This window comes from Actinoplanes sp. NPDC024001 (genome assembly GCF_040638955.1).
Lineage (GTDB): Bacteria > Actinomycetota > Actinomycetes > Mycobacteriales > Micromonosporaceae > Actinoplanes.
The window spans coordinates 56,340-72,283 of record NZ_JBEZZB010000021.1 but is presented as its reverse complement, the minus strand read 5'-3'; the positions used below and the strand labels follow the sequence as shown (position 1 = coordinate 72,283).

14 protein-coding genes are annotated in these 15,944 nt (G+C 72.6%); 10 read left to right on the top strand and 4 right to left on the bottom strand.

Annotation, left to right across the window (positions count from 1 at the left end; genetic code table 11):
* The first annotated feature begins 17 nt into the window (after nt 1-17).
* Nucleotides 18-1,382: a serine protease gene (locus AB0F81_RS11170; protein ID WP_360194564.1), complete on the top strand. Its 1,365-nt coding sequence runs from the start codon at nt 18-20 to the stop codon at nt 1,380-1,382.
* A 9-nt stretch (nt 1,383-1,391) separates the two neighbouring features.
* On the top strand, nt 1,392-2,114 hold the full coding sequence (locus AB0F81_RS11165; protein WP_360194561.1) for a phosphatase PAP2 family protein: 723 nt from the start codon (nt 1,392-1,394) through the stop codon (nt 2,112-2,114).
* Here the strand turns inward: AB0F81_RS11165 and nagA are convergent.
* The 3 genes from nagA to AB0F81_RS11150 all read right to left on the bottom strand — a co-directional run bounded on the left by nagA (nt 2,080) and on the right by AB0F81_RS11150 (nt 5,129).
* Nucleotides 2,080-3,174: an N-acetylglucosamine-6-phosphate deacetylase gene (nagA, locus tag AB0F81_RS11160; RefSeq protein WP_360194558.1), complete on the bottom strand. Its 1,095-nt coding sequence runs from the start codon at nt 3,172-3,174 to the stop codon at nt 2,080-2,082. The genes AB0F81_RS11165 and nagA overlap by 35 nt on opposite strands.
* A 4-nt stretch (nt 3,175-3,178) precedes the next feature.
* Complete coding sequence (locus tag AB0F81_RS11155) at nt 3,179-4,141, bottom strand: ROK family protein (RefSeq protein WP_360194555.1); 963 nt, start codon at nt 4,139-4,141, stop codon at nt 3,179-3,181.
* Nucleotides 4,142-4,205: 64 nt separating this feature from the next.
* Nucleotides 4,206-5,129, bottom strand: coding sequence for a sugar isomerase (locus AB0F81_RS11150; protein ID WP_360194552.1), 924 nt, complete (start codon nt 5,127-5,129; stop codon nt 4,206-4,208).
* A 190-nt stretch (nt 5,130-5,319) separates the two neighbouring features.
* Between AB0F81_RS11150 and AB0F81_RS11145 the strand changes: the two genes are divergently transcribed.
* From AB0F81_RS11145 to AB0F81_RS11130, 4 genes are all read left to right on the top strand, one after another.
* Nucleotides 5,320-6,105, top strand: a complete 786-nt coding sequence (locus tag AB0F81_RS11145) for a DeoR/GlpR family DNA-binding transcription regulator (protein ID WP_360194549.1) — start codon at nt 5,320-5,322, stop codon at nt 6,103-6,105.
* A 42-nt stretch (nt 6,106-6,147) separates the two neighbouring features.
* The gene (locus AB0F81_RS11140) at nt 6,148-7,137 is read left to right on the top strand and encodes an ATP-binding cassette domain-containing protein (RefSeq protein WP_360194546.1); all 990 of its coding nucleotides are present in this window, start codon (nt 6,148-6,150) and stop codon (nt 7,135-7,137) included.
* The gene (locus tag AB0F81_RS11135) at nt 7,134-8,132 is read left to right on the top strand and encodes an ABC transporter permease subunit (protein WP_360194543.1); all 999 of its coding nucleotides are present in this window, start codon (nt 7,134-7,136) and stop codon (nt 8,130-8,132) included. Before AB0F81_RS11140 ends, AB0F81_RS11135 begins: the two co-directional genes overlap by 4 nt.
* 71 nt (nt 8,133-8,203) lie before the next feature.
* Nucleotides 8,204-8,482 (top strand): DUF3263 domain-containing protein, encoded by a 279-nt coding sequence (locus tag AB0F81_RS11130; protein ID WP_360194540.1) that lies wholly within the window; start codon nt 8,204-8,206, stop codon nt 8,480-8,482.
* Here the strand turns inward: AB0F81_RS11130 and AB0F81_RS11125 are convergent.
* On the bottom strand, nt 8,479-10,686 hold the full coding sequence (locus tag AB0F81_RS11125; RefSeq protein WP_360194537.1) for an AAA family ATPase: 2,208 nt from the start codon (nt 10,684-10,686) through the stop codon (nt 8,479-8,481). The genes AB0F81_RS11130 and AB0F81_RS11125 overlap by 4 nt on opposite strands.
* Nucleotides 10,687-10,755: 69 nt before the next feature.
* Here AB0F81_RS11125 and AB0F81_RS11120 point away from each other — a divergent pair, with 69 nt between their 5' ends.
* Genes AB0F81_RS11120 through AB0F81_RS11105 form a run of 4 tightly spaced genes read left to right on the top strand, consistent with a single transcriptional unit; the run spans nt 10,756 to nt 15,917 of the window.
* Complete coding sequence (locus AB0F81_RS11120) at nt 10,756-11,367, top strand: hypothetical protein (RefSeq protein WP_360194534.1); 612 nt, start codon at nt 10,756-10,758, stop codon at nt 11,365-11,367.
* Between the two features lie 46 nt (nt 11,368-11,413).
* The gene (locus tag AB0F81_RS11115; RefSeq protein WP_360194531.1) at nt 11,414-14,167 is read left to right on the top strand and encodes an alpha/beta fold hydrolase; all 2,754 of its coding nucleotides are present in this window, start codon (nt 11,414-11,416) and stop codon (nt 14,165-14,167) included.
* A complete protein-coding gene (locus tag AB0F81_RS11110; protein ID WP_360194528.1) occupies nt 14,164-15,036 on the top strand; it encodes an ABC transporter permease subunit in 873 nt (290 codons plus the stop codon). Before AB0F81_RS11115 ends, AB0F81_RS11110 begins: the two co-directional genes overlap by 4 nt.
* Nucleotides 15,033-15,917, top strand: a complete 885-nt coding sequence (locus AB0F81_RS11105) for a GNAT family N-acetyltransferase (protein WP_360194525.1) — start codon at nt 15,033-15,035, stop codon at nt 15,915-15,917. The genes AB0F81_RS11110 and AB0F81_RS11105 overlap by 4 nt, the downstream gene beginning before the upstream one ends.
* The last annotated feature ends 27 nt before the right edge of the window (nt 15,918-15,944 follow it).

Genomic DNA, 15,944 nt, shown 5'->3' with positions numbered 1-15,944 from the left:
AACCTAGCGGGAGTGGCATGCGACGCAAGACAGGCATCGTCATCGGAGCGTGCGCCGCCCTGGCGCTGGTCGCCACGGCCGGCTCAGTGGCGATCACGCGTACCAACGATCGTCCGGTCGGGATCTGGCACGACGGGCCGGGCGTCGCGCGTACCCCGGTGGCGGCGCAGGGTCACGCAACGCCCTCGCCGGCCGGCACGGGTGACGCGGCGCAGCGAACGCCGGCGAAGGCCGGCCGGAAGGCGGCGGCCTCGCCGTCGGCCAGCGCCGGCACGACGAAGACACCGGAGTCGGCCGAGGTGCGGGGCGACCGGCGGCTCGAATCGGCGCCGGCGGCCGGACGGCAGCGGATCGGCGAGCTGCTGCGGGTGGACCGCCTGCTCGGCTACCTGGCCGGGCCGAAGAAGGAGAAGTTCCACTACCCGGGCGCCTCCTACGTGAAGCTGCACTTCGACCGGCTGGCGCTGCTGCCCGGCGACTATGTGACCGTGTCGAACCCGTCCGGCACCGAGTCGTACCGGTACGAAGCCGGTGAGACCGACGGCCGGTGGGCCATGTCGATCACCGGGGACACCGCGGTGCTGGAGGTGCACCGGGCGGTCAACCCGCTCGGTCTCGGCTCGGTGCTCGGCAGCCTGGGCGTGCACGTCGACCAGGTCGCCCGCGGGTTCGAGCGGGGCGAGAAGGCGCCGGCCTCGCCCGGCCGCGAGGAGTCGGTCTGCGGCACGGACACCTCGACCGACGCGGTCTGCTACCAGTCGAAGGACCCGGTGGCCTACACCAAGTCGAAGGCGATCGCCCGGCTGCTGATCAACGGGACCGAGCTGTGCACCGGCTGGCGGGCCGGGCCGAAGAACCGGATGGTCACCAACAACCACTGCCTCACCACGTCCGACGAGGCGTACGACACCGAGGTGTGGTTCAACTACGCGTGCGCGAGGTGCGGTGGCTACGACGTCTTCAAGCCGACCAAGGTCTGGGGCGACAAGGTGCTCGCCACCGACCGGGTGCTGGACTACACGCTCTTCACCGTCGACGGGTTCGCCGCGGTCGAGAAGTTCGGCTACCTGACGCTGGACACCGCGCGCCCGGCCCGGGGGCAGGCGCTCTACGTGCCGCAGCACCCGGCCGGCGAACCCACCCGGATCGCCGGTGGACAGGGCGACAAGGCGGGCAACTGCGCGGTCGAGAACCCGGACTACACCGGGTACGCGGCGCACTCGGACGTCTCGTACTACTGCGACACCGCGGGTGGGTCGTCCGGCTCGCCGGTGCTGTCCCGCGCCACCAACAAGGTCGTGGCGCTGCACCACTTCGGCGGATGCCCCAACTCGGGGGTGCGGGGGGACCTGCTGGCCAGCCGGTTGCGCGCGCACCTTTAGCTTGTAGGCGTGCGTACATCTCGTTGGTGGCCTGATCTCCTGGCCCTTGCCGGGTTCGTGGCGATCTCCGTGGCCCTGGCGAACGGTGTCTTTCTCGGCGTCGACCAGGCGGTCGCCGACTGGGCCTTCGCACACCAGCCGGCCCCGGCGTACTGGACCGCCCGGGTGCTCAACTACCTGGGCCAGGGCGGTCAGGTGCTGACGCCGATCGCGCTGATCCTGACCGGCATCCTGGTCTACCGGACGCGGTCGGTGCGGGCGGTGCTGCCGTTCGCCGCCGCGTTCGTGCTGACCTACCTCACCATCGGCCCGGCGAAGGTCTTCTTCGACCGGGCCGCGCCGCGGTTCGCCGGCCCGGAGAAGACCGTTCTGTTCAACCCGCACGCCGACGGCGGGCTGGCGATGAGCTATCCGTCCGGGCACATGGGCAACGTGCTGGTCTGGTACGCGGTGTTCGCCATCCTGATCACCGCGCTGCTGAACCGGCCGCTGACCCGCCGGGAGTGGATCCTGCTCCGCGTCGCCCCGGTCGTGATCGTCTTCGGCACCACGGTGTACCTGGGATACCACTGGATCACCGACTCGATCGCCGGGGTGCTGCTCGGCGTGGTTCTGGCCCGGCTGCTGACCCGGATCCCGTTCGACCGGATCCCGCTGCCGGACCTGCGCGGCTGGAGCCGCCCCGCCGGCCTGGCCCTCAGACGGCGGAGCCGGCTCGGAGGACCCGCTTGACGGTGAGGTCGGCGGAGAGGACGACGACGTCGGCGCGGTGGCCGGGCAGCAGCGAACCGACCTGCCCGGCGAGACCGAGCAGCCGGGCCGGCGTGGTCGAGGCCATCGCCACCGCCTCGACCAGCGGCAGGCCCGCGGCGACCGCGTTGCGCAGCGCGACGTCCATGGTCAGCGTGCTGCCGGCGATCGCGCCGCCCTCCGCCAGCCGGGCCACCCGGTCGGCCACGACGACCTCCTGCCCGCCCAGCTCGTAACGGCCGTCCGGCATGCCGGTGGCGTCCATCGCGTCGGTCACCAGGATCGAGCGGTCCGGGCCGGCGCTGCGCGCGGCGAAGGCCAGCATCCCGGGATGCAGGTGGATGTTGTCGGCGATCAGCTCGACCGCGGCGGTCGACGAGAGCAGGCCGACGACCGGTCCGGGTTCGCGGTGGTGCGGCGGGCGCATGCCGTTGAACAGGTGGGTGCCGAGGGTCGCGCCGGCAGCCACGCCGGCCTGCGTCTGATCGTACGAGGCATCGGTGTGCCCGATCGCCGCCAGCACCCCGTTCTCCCGCAGGAACGTGATCGCCTCGAGTGCGCCGGGAAGTTCCGGGGCGATGGTCATCATCCGGACCGCGCCCTCACCGATCTTGATCAGTTCGGCGAGCTCGGCCGGAACCGGGTCGCGCAGGAAGGCCGGGTTCTGCGCACCGCAGCGGGCCCCCGACAGGTACGGCCCCTCGAAGTGGATGCCGGCCAGCACGCCCTCGGCGACCAGCGGCCGGTACGCCTCGGTGGCCGAGCGCATCAGCTCGAACGGCGAACTCACCAGGCTGGCCAGCAGCGTCGTGGTGCCGTGCCCCAGGTGGAAGGCCGCCGCACCGCGGGCCGCCGCCGGGTCCCCGGTGGTGAAGGTGTGCCCGCCGCCGCCGTGGCAGTGCAGGTCCACGAAGCCGGGCACGATCACGTCGTCGCCGGCGGCGGGGTCCGGCACGATCGCGGCGATCTCCGTCCCGTCCAGGTCGAGGTGACCGGGGATGACCGCGGTGGGGGTGACGATGCGGCCGGAGATGCGAGTCATGTGGCTATTCCTGGTCTTTCGTGGGGTTGCGTCGGTGTTCCGCCGTGGGGCCGGCACTGTGGTCGAGAGCGAGCAGGGCGGCACCCCGGCAGCCGGCGGTGTCGCCGAGCTCGGCCCGGACGATCTCGGGGGTGCGGTGGAAGGTAATGCCCTCGGCGACCGCCGCGCGTACCGGGCGCAGCAGGTCGTCGCCGGCCTCGGCGAGCCCGCCGCCGAGCACCACCACCTGGACGTCGTAGAGCGCCTGCGCGGCGAGCAGCCCGGCCGCGAGTGCCTCGGCCGCCTCCTGCCAGACCCGGCCGGCCAGCTCCTCGCCGGCGGCGGCCCGGGTGGCCACGTCGAACGCGGTGGCGCCGGTGATGCCGGAGAGCTCCGCGTACCGCCGGCCGATCGACTTGGCCGAGGCCTCGGCCTCCAGGCAGCCGCGGGCGCCGCAGCCGCAGAGCGCGCCGCCGGGGCGTACCACGACGTGGCCGAGCTCGCCGGCGGCGCCGTGCGCGCCGGGGTAGCCGGCGCCGTTGATCACCAGGCCGGCGGCGATGCCGGTGCCGATCGCGACGAAGAGCACGTGGCCCCGTCCGCGCCCGGCGCCCAGGCGAGCCTCGGCGAGCGCGCCGACCCGGACGTCGTGGCCGAGGGCGGCGGGCATGCCGAGCCGCTGGACGGCGAGGTCACGCAGCGGTACGTCGCGGAAGCCCACGTTCGCGGACCAGACCGCCACCCCGTTCAGCTCGTCGACCACGCCGGGCACGGCGATGCCGGTGGCGACCGGGGTGAGCCCGTCGGCGCGTGCCTTACCGGCCAGGGATTCGGCGACGGACAGGATGTTCTCGGTGACCGCCTCCGGACCGCGGGCGGCCAGGGTGGGGTGACGTTCCTCGTGGACGACGGTGCCGTCCGGCCGGACCAGGGCGCACTTCATGCCCGTGCCGCCGACGTCCAGAGCGACGACGACGCTCTCTTTCACGTCATGACTGCCTTCACGTCAGGACTGCCTTCACGGCAGGACCACCTTCACGGCAGGACTGCCTTCACGGCAGGACCACGGAGCGGGTGAGGTTGCGGGGGTTGTCCGGGTCCAGGCCCTGGGTGGTGGCGAGCAGCACGGCGACGCGCTGCGCCAGGATCAGGTCGGCCATCGGGTCGAGCGGGGACCGGCCGCCGACCCAGCGGCCCAGCGAGGCGTACCCGCCGTGGTGCCGGCTGTGCACGTAGGCGGCGCCGGTCGCCTCCACCTCGTCGGCGAGGCCGGCCGGCACGTCACCGAAGGCCCACACCACGCGGCGCGGCCCGGCGATCGAGATCGGCCCGTGCCGGTAGTCCATGGCGGGGTACGACTCGGTCCAGTAACCGGCGGTCTCCCGGCATTTCAGGGCCGCCTCCTCGGCGAGCCCGACGGTCCAGCCGCGGCCGAGGAAGGTGATCTGGTCGAACAGCGCCGGGTGCACCGGGAGCGGCAGCCGGACGGCGACCTCGCCGTCCATCGCCACGGTCTCGAGGTCGTGGCCGAGGTGGGCGCGCAGCACGGCGAGCACGCTGGTGGCGAAGCGGGTCTGCACCACCGACTGCTCGTCGGCGAAGTCCAGCACCACGGCGTGCCCGGCCAGGTCGGCGGCGGGCTGGGCCGGGTCGGCGGTGAGCACGGTGACCGGGGTGTTCTCGCCGACGGTCCGCATCACGTCCAGGACCTCGGTGGTGGTCCCCGACCGGGTGATCGCGACGAGCCGGTCGTAGCGGCGGGTGTACGGGAAGTCGGAGGCCTGGAAGGCGTCGGTCTCGCCGTGCCCGGCCTGCTCGCGCAGCACCGCGTAGGACTTCGCCATGAACCAGGAGGTGCCGCACCCGACGACGGCGACTCGTTCACCGCGCTCCGGCAGGCCCGGCGAATCGGCTAGCTTCGCGGCCCGTCGCCAGCACTCCGGCTGAGTGGCGATCTCCGCTTTGACATGGCTCATGGCTGTTCCTCACCGGTAGTTGCTGCGCATTCGCGCTCGGTTCCCGGGTATTTCGCGCGTTATTGTGCTCATGACCTGGCCGTGACGGCAAGTTGTCACTGTCGTTCGCGCATCGGGTCGCTTTGCTTCCGGGCCTTTCGCGCACTAATGTGCACACACTTATCATGGAACGTGCATCTGGGAGTGTTGGGTGGACCGGTACGCGCGGTGGAATGCCCTGCTCGAGCTACTCACGGAGAGCGGCCGGGTAACGGTGGAGGAGGCCTCGGAACGTCTTGACGTGTCCCAGGCCACCATTCGCCGCGACTTCGACCAGCTCGCCCAGCAGCAGATGATCACGCGCACCCGGGGTGGTGCGGTCGCCAACGGAGTCTCGTACGACCTGCCCCTGCGGTACAAGAGCGCCAAGCACTCCGCCGAGAAGCAGCGCATCGGTGAGGCCGCCGCCCGCCTGGTCACCCCCGGCACGGTCGTCGGCCTCAACGGCGGCACCACGATCACCGAGGTGGCCCGCGCCCTGGCAGTCCGCCCCGACCTGAACGTCAGCGGCGACGGCGCCCAGCTCACCGTGGTGACCAACGCCCTCAACATCGCCAACGAGCTGCTGGTCCGCTCCCGGATGAAGATCGTCGTGGCCGGCGGCGTGGTCCGCCCGCAGTCGTTCGAGGTGGTCGGCCCGCTCGGCGGCGCCCTCCTCAAGGAGGTCACCCTCGACATCGTCCTGCTCGGCGTCGACGCCCTCGACGTCGAACTCGGCGCGGCCTCCCACCACGAGGGCGAGGCGTCGATGAACAGCCTGATGGTCGCCCGCGCCAAGCGGGTGGTGGTGATCGCCGACTCGTCGAAGCTGGGCGGGCACGCCTTCGCCCGGATCTGCCCGATCACCAAGGTGGAGACCCTGGTGACCGACTCCGGCGCCCCGCCCTCGGTGGTGGCCGCCTTCCGCGAGGCCGGCGTCGAGGTCATCACCGCCTGAACGGGGTCCCGGGAGTGGCGCTTTTGACCTAGGGTGCGGCGAATGACCGCCGTACTCGAGATATCAGGGCTGCGGAAGACCTATCGCGGCCGTAAAGGTGTCCGGAACGCGCTGGATGGCTTCGACATGGTCGTCGAGGCCGGTCAGGTGCACGGATTCCTCGGCCCGAACGGCTCGGGCAAGACCACGACGTTGCGTACGCTGCTCGGCCTGATCAAGCCCAATGAGGGCCGGATGGCGATCCTCGGCCGGGAGGTGCCCAAGCATCTGCCCGAGGTGGCCCGCGAGGTCGGCGCGATCGTGGAGAGCCCGCAGTTCTTCGGCAACCAGACCGCGGAGACCACGCTGTCGCTGCTCGCCGACGCCGGCGACATCAACCGCAACCGGGTCTACTCGGTGCTCGACCTGGTCGGGCTGCGGGACCGGGCCAAGGAGCGGGTGAAGACCTACTCGCTCGGCATGAAGCAGCGCCTCGCGGTCGCCTCGGCGCTGCTCAAGGAGCCGAAGCTGCTGATCCTGGACGAACCGGCGAACGGCCTGGACCCGGGCGGCATCCGGGAGATGCGCACCCTGATGCGGGACCTCTCGGCGGCCGGCATGACCGTGCTGCTCTCCAGTCACATCCTCGGCGAGATCCAGCTGATCTGCGACTCGGTGACGATCATTTCGGCCGGCAAGCGGGTCACCTCCGGCTCGGTCTCCGAGGTGCTGGCCCGGCACAAATCCGGGGCGGTCAGGGTACGCCTGGAGCCGGGCGTCGACCTGGGCGGTGCGGCGCAGCTGCTGCGGGCGGCCGGCGCCCAGGTCGACCTCGGGGCGGACCACTTCACCGTCGGCAACGCGAGCAACCCGGCCCAGATCACCAAGCTGCTGGCCGAGCGGCAGATCTACGTCAGCGAGCTGACCCCGGTCGCCGCCGACCTGGAGGACGTCTTCCTGGAGCTGACCGGCACCGCGCCGGTCGAGGGGCAGAACCGTCAGGTGGATCAGACCGCGATGAGCGCGGCCGGCAAGGGCGGGTGGGGACAGTGAGCCTCTATCGTGCGGAGACGCGCCGGCTGACCAAGCGGCGCCTGACCCGGATCTTCGTGGTTCTGGCGCTGCTGGCGCTGACCGCGGTCGCGGCCGGCACCGCGCTGATCAGCAAGCAGCACACGCCGCAGGTGCTGGCCGCCGCGCAGGCCGACGCTGACGCGGCCTACCAGGAGCAGCTCCGTTACACCGCGGAGGACAAGAAGCGCTGCGAGGTGGACCCCGCGCAGTACGGCGGCAACTGCGACAACCTGTGGCAGCCGACCCAGCAGGACTTCCCGGCCGAGTCCTACCTCCCGCCGATCTTCGACTTCCGGGACGGGTTCCCGGACATGGTGGTCGTGCTGGCGGCGCTGCTGGCTCTCGCCGCGTTCGTGGTCGGCGCCTCCTTCGTGGGCGTCGAGTGGCGGACCGGCGGGATGATGAATCTCCTGCTCTGGCGCCCGCAGCGCCTGCGGGTGCTCTCCACCAAGCTGGCCGCGCTGCTGGTCGGGCTCACCACCCTGACCGTGCTGACGGCCGCGGTGTGGACCGTGGCGTTCTGGGCGATCGGCAAGTACCGCGGCGAGGTCGGCCGGCTGACCTCCGGGGTGTGGCAGTCGTTCGGCCTGACCGGGCTGCGGGCGCTGGGGCTGGTGCTGGTCGCCGGGGCCCTCGGTTTCGGGCTGGCCTCGATCGGCCGGCACACCGCGGCGGCGTTCGGTGTCGCGCTCGGCGTGGTGGTGGTGTTCCAGTTCGGCCTCGGCGCGGTGCTGGAGATGGCGAAGGTGAAGTTCGCCCAGGCCTACCTGCTGCCGTACTGGATCGGCGCCTGGATGTACAAGAAGCAGGAGGTGTTCGACTACAACGCGCCGTGTGACTTCTCGGCGACGAACGGTTGCGAGCCGCCGATGTTCACCATCACCTGGCAGATGGCGGGCGGTCTGATGGCCGGTGTGGTGGCACTCGTCCTGATTGCGGCAATGTGGACGATGCGTAGCCGGGATCTCACCTGAGGTAACGTGCGTGGGGATCGTCGGCGGCGCTTATGCTGCTGATGATCCCCCGTCCGTCTGTTGGGAGTGCCATGCAGCCCGAGCACATCCCCGCCCCGCGCACCGATTCCGAGGCGCTGCCGGCGCTCACCGAGCGGGAGCAGCAGATCCTCGCCTTCGAGGCGAAGTGGTGGAAGCACGCCGGGGCCAAGGAGCAGGCCGTCCGGGACACCTTCGGCCTCTCCTCGACCCGTTACTACCAGCTGCTCAACGCGCTGCTGGACAACCCGGCGGCCCTGGAGCACGACCCGGTCCTGGTCGGCCGCCTGCGCCGGCTGCGGTCGGCCCGGGCCCGTACCCGTCGTCGCTAAGGCTGGTGCGTGGAGGCGTAAGCCTCCAGCCAGGCCACCTGGCCGGCGTCGAGAGACGCCCGCACGCGCGTCCGGGCCGCCGCCACGTTGGCCGCGGTGACCGTCGAGGCCTCCAGCGAGTCCCGCATCGCGGCCAGCGCCGACTCGCGGATCAGCGCCGCGCAGTCGGCCGCCGAGAAACCCTCCAGCTCGGCGCCGAGCTCCACCAGGTCGACGGTCTCGTCGAGCGGCACCGCCTTGGCCGACGCCCGCAGGATCGCGGTGCGCGCCTCGGCGTCCGGCGGCGGCACGTAGACCAGCCGCTCCAGCCGGCCCGGCCGCAGCAGCGCCGGGTCGATCAGGTCGGGCCGGTTGGTGGCGCCGATCACCACCACGTTGCGCAGGTCCTCCACCCCGTCCAGCTCGGTGAGCAGCGCCGCCACCACCCGGTCGGTGGTGCCGCCGTCGGTGGCCTGACCGCGGGTCGGCGCGAGCGCGTCCACCTCGTCGAGGAAGACCAGGGTCGGCGCGGCCTCCCGGGCCCGGCGGAACAGCTCGCGGACCGCCCGCTCGCTGTCACCGACCCATTTGCTGAGCAGTTCGGCGCCCTTGACCGACAGCACGTTCGCCTTGCCGGTGCCGGCGATCGCCTTCACCAGATAGGTCTTGCCGCACCCGGGCGGGCCGTAGAGCAGCACCCCGCGCGGCGGGGAGACGCCGAGCCGGGCGAACGTGTCCGGATAGGTCAGCGGCCACAGCACCGACTCGGTGAGCACCTGTTTCACCTCGGCCATGTCGCCGACGTCGTCCAGGGTCACCGCGGCGACCTCCAGCGTGGACTCGGCCATCGAGGTGGGCCGGACCACGTCGAGCGCGGCCTCGAAGTCCGCCATCGTCACGGTGGGGGACTCGGCATCCTTCTGGCGCAGGGCGGCACGCACCCCGGCCTCGCGCGCGAGCGCGCCGAGGTCGGCGGCGACAAACCCCGGGGTACGGCCGGCCACCTCGTCCAGTCGCACGTCCTCGGCCAGCGGCATCCCGCGGGTCAGCACGCTCAGCTGCTCCCGGCGCATCGCCGAGTCCGGCAGCGGCACCGTCAGCTGGACGGCGAGCAGGTCGGGAGCGCGCAGCGACGGGTCCACCGACTCGGGCTTGCTGGTGGTGCAGACCACCGCCGCGCCACCGGCCACCGTCTCGGCCAGCACCTGCCGGAACACCGTGGAGATCGGCCCCGGTTCCTCCCGTGGGGCCAGCGCCTCGACATCCGAGATCAGCAGCACGGCGGGGGCGTCGTCGCGTACCTCTCGGGCCAGCTCGCGCAGGCGCGCGGCCGCCGCGTTGTTGGTGAGCGCGGCCAGCTCCGGCGCCCAGGCCGGGCGCACGTGTGCGCCGACCGCCGCGCCCACCGCGCGCACCAGCGCGGATTTGCCGGACCCGGAGGGGCCGGAGATCAGAACGCCGAGCGTGACCTTGGTGCCCAGCCGGGCCAGCACCTCGCCGTGGTGGAAGCCGAGGTCGAGCAGTTCCTCCAGCTCCTTGGCCTGGGCCCGCAGGCCGGGCAGGTCGTCCAGGCTGGGCGGGGGCACCTCCGGGTCGGTGGAGGCGGGCGCGCCGGCGCGGGCCGGCTGGGTGGCGGCGGTGCCGCCGGACGAGGCCGGACCGTCCTGCCAGCCGACCACGGTGTCCATGGTGACCAGGGCCGGGTCGCCGCCGGCGAGATCGGTCACGGTGAGCAGGGTGCTGGTCCACGCGTATCCCACCCGGTTGGCCAGGCTGCGCCGGGCCGCCTCGACGAGCGACCGGTGCCCCGCGTCAGGGATGACATCCTGCGGCAGCAGCGAGACGTCGTCTCCCACGCTTACCACCTTGCCGAGCAGGGCCAGGCGCAGCATCTCCGGCGAGACCACGGCGACGATCTCCGGCGGGCCCGACAGGGTCACCCGGCGCGCCTCCACGACCGGCGCCGGGGTGACCGTGACCTGGCCGCCGTCGCGCATCCCCAGGTTGCCGAGGGTGAGGTCGTCGGCGTAGAGCAGCGCCCGGCTCGCCCCCGCCTCGGCCCGGGCGACGATGCCGGCCGTGGTCCGGGCGCCGGTGAGCCGGACCGGGTCGCCGGGGCGCAGCGCCAGGGCCGCCATCACCTCCGGGTGCAGCCGGACGATGCCGCGGCGGGCATCCAGGGCGGCGGGGCGCAGGGTCACCGTCAGCGTGAGATCATCAGCCACCGTTCCACGCTATCCGGCACTGCCACGCCTTCGGGGAGGCCATTGATGAGGCGTAGTCCTCTCGTCGTGATGACCGCTGCACTCGCGCTGTCGGTTCTGGCGGGATGCAGCGACGACGAGGAGAAGGCGGCTGCCCCGCCGGGTGCGGCGCCCAGCGCCTCCGAGCAGCAGGAGGCGCCGGCGTCCGAGGCGCCGTCCGCCGCACCGAAGGCGGACCGGACCGCGCCGGGTGGCGGGTCCGGGGCCGACGCGTTCCTGCCGTTCGGGGTGAGCGCGACCGGGTTCGGGCCGTACCAGGTGGCCGAGACGCAGGCCGACATGCTCGACTCCGAGCTGGTGGAGGGCCTGGCCGACACCGCCGGGTGCGCCGCCGGCACCGGTAGCGTCCTGTACGGCTCGCCCAAGGTCTTCTTCGCGCAGGGCAAGCTGGTGCTGGTGCGGACCGCCAGCGCGAGCGCCCGCACCGCCTCCGGGGTGGGCGTCGGTTCGACCCTGGCCGAGGCGCAGGCGGCGTTCCCCGCCGGGCAGGCCCTGACCGGTACGGCCGGCGCCCAGGGCTGGCAGGTCGCTGACGGCGCGAACGCGCTGCTCTTCGAGGCCACCGGCGACAGGGTGACCGCGGTCTCCAGCGGCGTGACCACGAGCGTGGAGAAGAATTTCACCACCGGTTCCGGCTGCTGACGGGTTCACAGCCGCCGCTCAGCCGGATCCGGCTAGCGTTTGCGCCATGTCTGCCCTGACCGCCCGGTTACGCCGTGCGCTGCCCCGGCTCACTCGGCGCCGGGCGATCGCCGCCGCGGTGGCGCTCCTGCTGATCGCCGCCGCGGTGGTCTGGGCGGTGCGCCCCGAGCGCGCCTCCTGGACTTCCGAGGATCTGCGGCTCACCGTCCGTTCCGGGCCGTCCGGTGCCGAGCCGGTCGACCTGGACGCCCGGTTCTACCTGCCCCGGGAGCGGTCCGGCAAGGTTCCGGCGGTGCTGCTGGCACACGGCTTCGGCGGCTCGAAGAGCTCGGTGAGCTCGGACGCCGAGTCCCTCGCCGACCGGGGTTACGCGGTGCTGACCTGGACCGCCCGCGGGTTCGGCCGCAGCGGCGGCGAGATCCACCTGGACAGCCCCGACTACGAGGTCAAGGACGCGCAGGGCCTGCTCGACTGGCTCGCCGCCCGGCCCGAGGTGCGCACCGACGGCGCCGGTGACCCGCGGGTCGGTGTGGTCGGCGGTTCCTACGGCGGAGCCCTCGCCCTGCTGCTGGCCGCCCAGGACCAGCGGGTCGACGCGATCGTCCCGTCGATCACCTGGAACGACCTCGGTCAGGCCCTCGTCCCGCAGTCCGCGCAGACCGACGCGGCCGGCGTCTTCAAGAAGAGCTGGGCCGGCTACTTCTTCGGCAACGGCGCGGCCTCGCTCCTCGGCGGTGGGCCGGAGGCGGGCAGCCCCGCCTGCGGCCGGTTCGCGGAGGACGTCTGCGCCGCATATCTGCAGATGGCGACCACCGGCATTCCGGACGAGAAGACCCTCGACCTGCTGCGCCGGTCCAGCCCGGCCGGCGTGCTCGACCGGATCAAGGCGCCGACGCTGCTGATCCAGGGCGCGGTCGACTCGCTCTTCCCGCTCTCCGAGGCGGACGCGAACGCCAAGGGCATCGCCGCGACCGGCACCCCGGTGCGGGTCGCCTGGTTCACCGGCGGCCACGACGGCGGGCCCGGGCCCGACTCCGACGCCGACCGGGTCAAGTTCCTCACCGTGCAGTGGCTGGACCACTACCTCGGCGGTGCGGGCGAGACGCCGAGCGACGACTTCACCTGGTCGCGGGTGGCCGGGTTCAGCGCCCTGGACCGGGGGCTGGTGACGAACGGGTACTCCGCGGACACGTACCCCGGCCTGGCCGGGACCGCGAGCGCCGAGATCAAGCTGGAGGGCCGGGCGCAGCAGATCGCCAACCCGCCGAACGGCAATCCCGGCGCGCTCAGCTCGCTGCCCGGCCTCGGCGGCCGGCTCAGCTCGCTGCTCAGCGGCGGGGTCGCGATGGACGTTCCGGGTCAGTTCGCCACCTTCACCTCCGGCCCGCTCAGCGAGGACATCGAGGTGGCCGGGGCGCCGTCGGTACGGCTGCGGGTGGCCTCGCCGACCGGTGAGGCGGTCGTCTTCGTCAAGCTCTACGACGTCGATCAGAACGGCACCTCGACGCTCAGCGCCGGCCTGGTGGCCCCGGTCCGGCTGACCGGCCTGCCGGCGACCATCAGCGAGGCCGAGGCGGTGACGGTCACCATGCCGGGCATCGTCCGCCGGATCGACGCCGGGCACCGCGTCCGGATCGCGGTCGCCACGTCCGACCAGGCGTTCCTCACGCCGGCGCGGCCGGCCACGTACACGGTGGCGGTCGAGCCGGCGCTCACCCTGCCGGTCCTGGTGGGCGAGCCGATCGCCAGCCCGGAGATCATCTGGTGGTACGCCCTGGCCGGCGTGGTCGCCGCGATCCTGCTCGGCCTGCTCGTGCTGCTGCTCGTGCTGCGCCGCCGGCACCGGCGGCAGGAGAGCACGGTGACCGCGGAGTACGCGGACACCCCGCTGGTCGTCCGTGGCCTGCGCAAGGCCTACGGTGACGGTTTCGTGGCGGTCCAGGAGATCAGCTTCACCGTGGAACGCGGCCAGGTCGTCGGCCTGCTCGGCCCGAACGGCGCCGGCAAGACCACCACGCTGCGGGTGCTGATGGGCCTGACCCAGCCGACCGACGGCGAGATCCACGTCTTCGGGCACCGGCTGGTCCCGGGCGCCCCGATCCTGTCCCGAGTCGGCGCGCTGGTCGAGGGCCCCGGCTTCCTGCCGCACCTGAGCGGTTACGAGAACCTGAAGGCGTACTGGCAGGCCACCGGCCGCCCGTGGGAGGACGCCCGGTTCGACGAGGCGCTGGAGATCGCCGGCCTGGGCGCCTCGGTGCACCGCAAGACCCGCAAGTACAGCCACGGCATGCGCCAGCGGCTGGCCATCGCCCAGGCCATGCTCGGCCTGCCCGAGCTGCTGGTGCTCGACGAGCCGACGGACGGCCTGGACCCGCCGCAGATCGCCGAGATGCGCCGGGTCCTGCAGCGGTACGCCACCGACGGCCGCGCCGTGCTGGTCTCCAGCCACCTGCTCGCCGAGGTGGAGCAGACCTGCACGCACGCGGTGGTGGTGAACAAGGGCCGGATCGTGGCGTCCGGCCCGGTCGAGGAGATCGTCGGGGAGTCCCCGTCGGTGCAGCTCGACGTCACCGACGTGCCGGCCGCCACCCGGGTCCTGGAGGACCTCGGCGTGCGCTCGGTCCAGCCGGAAGGCGCCACCGGGCTGATCGTCGACATGAACGGCACGGCCCGCTCCGAGCTGGTCGCCTCGCTGGTCGAGGCCGGAATCGGGGTGGACCGGCTGGTGCCGCGCAGGCGGCTCGAGGACGCGTTCCTGTCGCTGGTCGGCGACAACTCGCGGGGAAGTGGGGACCGATGAGCACCCTCGAAGCGGCGACCGGCTACCGGGCCTCGCACACCCTGCCACTCTGGGCCGAGGTCCGCCGCCAGGCGTCCCGGCGGCGCACCCAGCTCGCCCTGGGATTCATGGTGCTGCTGCCGCTGATCATCCTGGTCGCCTTCGAGTTCGGCGGCGGCGAGAGCGACCCGGACGAGGACGGCGACGGCGGCGGCGCGTTCAGCAGCATCGCCGACCTGGCCACCTCCAGCGGGCTCAACTTCACCCTGTTCTGCCTGGCCGTCTCGGCGGGTTTCCTGCTGGTCGTGGTGGTCGCGCTGTTCTTCGGCGACACCGTGGCGAGCGAGGCGAGCTGGGGCAGCCTGCGCTATCTGCTGGCGATTCCGGTGCCGCGCGCCCGGCTGCTCGGCGTCAAGCTGATCGTCGCGGCCGGGTACTCGCTGCTGGCGATGCTCACCCTGGCCGGCACCGGTCTGCTGATCGGCACTCTCCGCTACGGCTGGGGGCCGCTGGGCAGCACGATCGCCGCCGAGATCCCGCCGGCCGAGGGTGTGCTGCGACTGCTCGGCATCCTCGCGTACCTCTCGGTCACGCTGTTGGTCGTGGCCGGCCTGGCATTCCTGCTCTCGGTCATGACCGATGCGGCGCTGGGCGCGGTGGGCGGGGCGGTGATGCTCTGGATCCTCTCCAGCATCTTGAACCAGATCGAGGCGCTCGGGGACCTGCGTGCCGTGCTGCCGACCTACTACACCGAGGCTTGGCGCGGTCTGCTCTCCACGCCGGTGCAGTCCGAGGAGCTGGCCAAGGGCGCGATCTCGGCGGTGATCTATGCCGCTGTCCTGTGGTCGCTGGCCTTCTACCGCTTCACCCGCAAAGATGTCACTTCATGACGATCCGGCCGGCGGTTCCCGCCGACGCGGCCCCGGTGGTTGCGCTGCGCACGTCGGTCTATCCCTATCTGGTACGCGGTGAGCACGCCACCCGCCGCCTGATCACCTCACCGCCACCGGGGGAGGACTGGGCCGGTTTCGTGGCCGAGCGCGACGGTGAGGTGGCCGGGTGGGTCGCGGCCTACCGGAACCCGCGCTCCGGCCTCGGCCAGATCTCGCTGCTCCACGTGCACCCGTCGGCCCGGCGTCAGGGGCTCGGCGCCGGGCTGTTCGCCGCGGCCGCCGGCCATCTGCGCTCCCTCGGCGTGCGGCGGACGGCCGCCACCACGACCGTGGAGGCCGTGGAGTTCGCCCGCCGGTTCGGGTTCGCGCCGACCCGCGAGCTGCGCTACTCCGCCCTCGACCTGGCGGCGTTCAGCGCGCCGTCACCGGCGCCGGACGGGATCCGGCTGGTCCCGATGCGCGATCTCGACGAGCAGGCGCTCTACGCGGCCGACATGGCCGCCGCGACCGACGAACCCGGCGACGTCCCCGGGCAGCCGTCGCCCTATCCGACGTGGCGTTACGAGATCTGGGACAACCCGGGCATGGACCGGGACGCGAGCACCGCCGCGCTGGCCGGCTCGGAGATCGTCTCGTTCTCACTGCTGGTCCGCGACGGTGACCGGGTGTGGTCGGACATGACCGCCACCGTGCCCCCCTGGCGTGGCCGCGGCCTGGCCCGCGCGGTGAAGGCCGAGGCGCTGCACCGGGCCGCGGCGAACGGCGTGCGAACGGCCTTCACCAGCAACGACGAGTCGAACGTCCCGATGCTGGCGGTCAACACCCGGCTCGGCTACCGTCCGGTCGCCACCCAGCTGGCCTGCCTCGCCGACCTCTGAGGCGCGATGTGAGGGAGGTCGCTCACA

Excerpts from the sequence above, each read along its gene's own strand:
- AB0F81_RS11110 (WP_360194528.1), top strand. The coding sequence starts at position 14,164 with ATGAGCACCCTCGAAGCGGCGACCGGCTACCGGGCCTCGCACACCCTG.
- AB0F81_RS11170 (WP_360194564.1), top strand. The coding sequence starts at position 18 with ATGCGACGCAAGACAGGCATCGTCATCGGAGCGTGCGCCGCCCTGGCG.
- AB0F81_RS11115 (WP_360194531.1), top strand. The coding sequence starts at position 11,414 with ATGTCTGCCCTGACCGCCCGGTTACGCCGTGCGCTGCCCCGGCTCACT.
- AB0F81_RS11150 (WP_360194552.1), bottom strand. The coding sequence starts at position 5,129 with ATGAGCCATGTCAAAGCGGAGATCGCCACTCAGCCGGAGTGCTGGCGA.
- AB0F81_RS11130 (WP_360194540.1), top strand. The coding sequence starts at position 8,204 with ATGCAGCCCGAGCACATCCCCGCCCCGCGCACCGATTCCGAGGCGCTG.
- AB0F81_RS11120 (WP_360194534.1), top strand. The coding sequence starts at position 10,756 with ATGACCGCTGCACTCGCGCTGTCGGTTCTGGCGGGATGCAGCGACGAC.
- AB0F81_RS11140 (WP_360194546.1), top strand. The coding sequence starts at position 6,148 with ATGACCGCCGTACTCGAGATATCAGGGCTGCGGAAGACCTATCGCGGC.
- nagA (WP_360194558.1), bottom strand. The coding sequence starts at position 3,174 with ATGACTCGCATCTCCGGCCGCATCGTCACCCCCACCGCGGTCATCCCC.
- AB0F81_RS11105 (WP_360194525.1), top strand. The coding sequence starts at position 15,033 with ATGACGATCCGGCCGGCGGTTCCCGCCGACGCGGCCCCGGTGGTTGCG.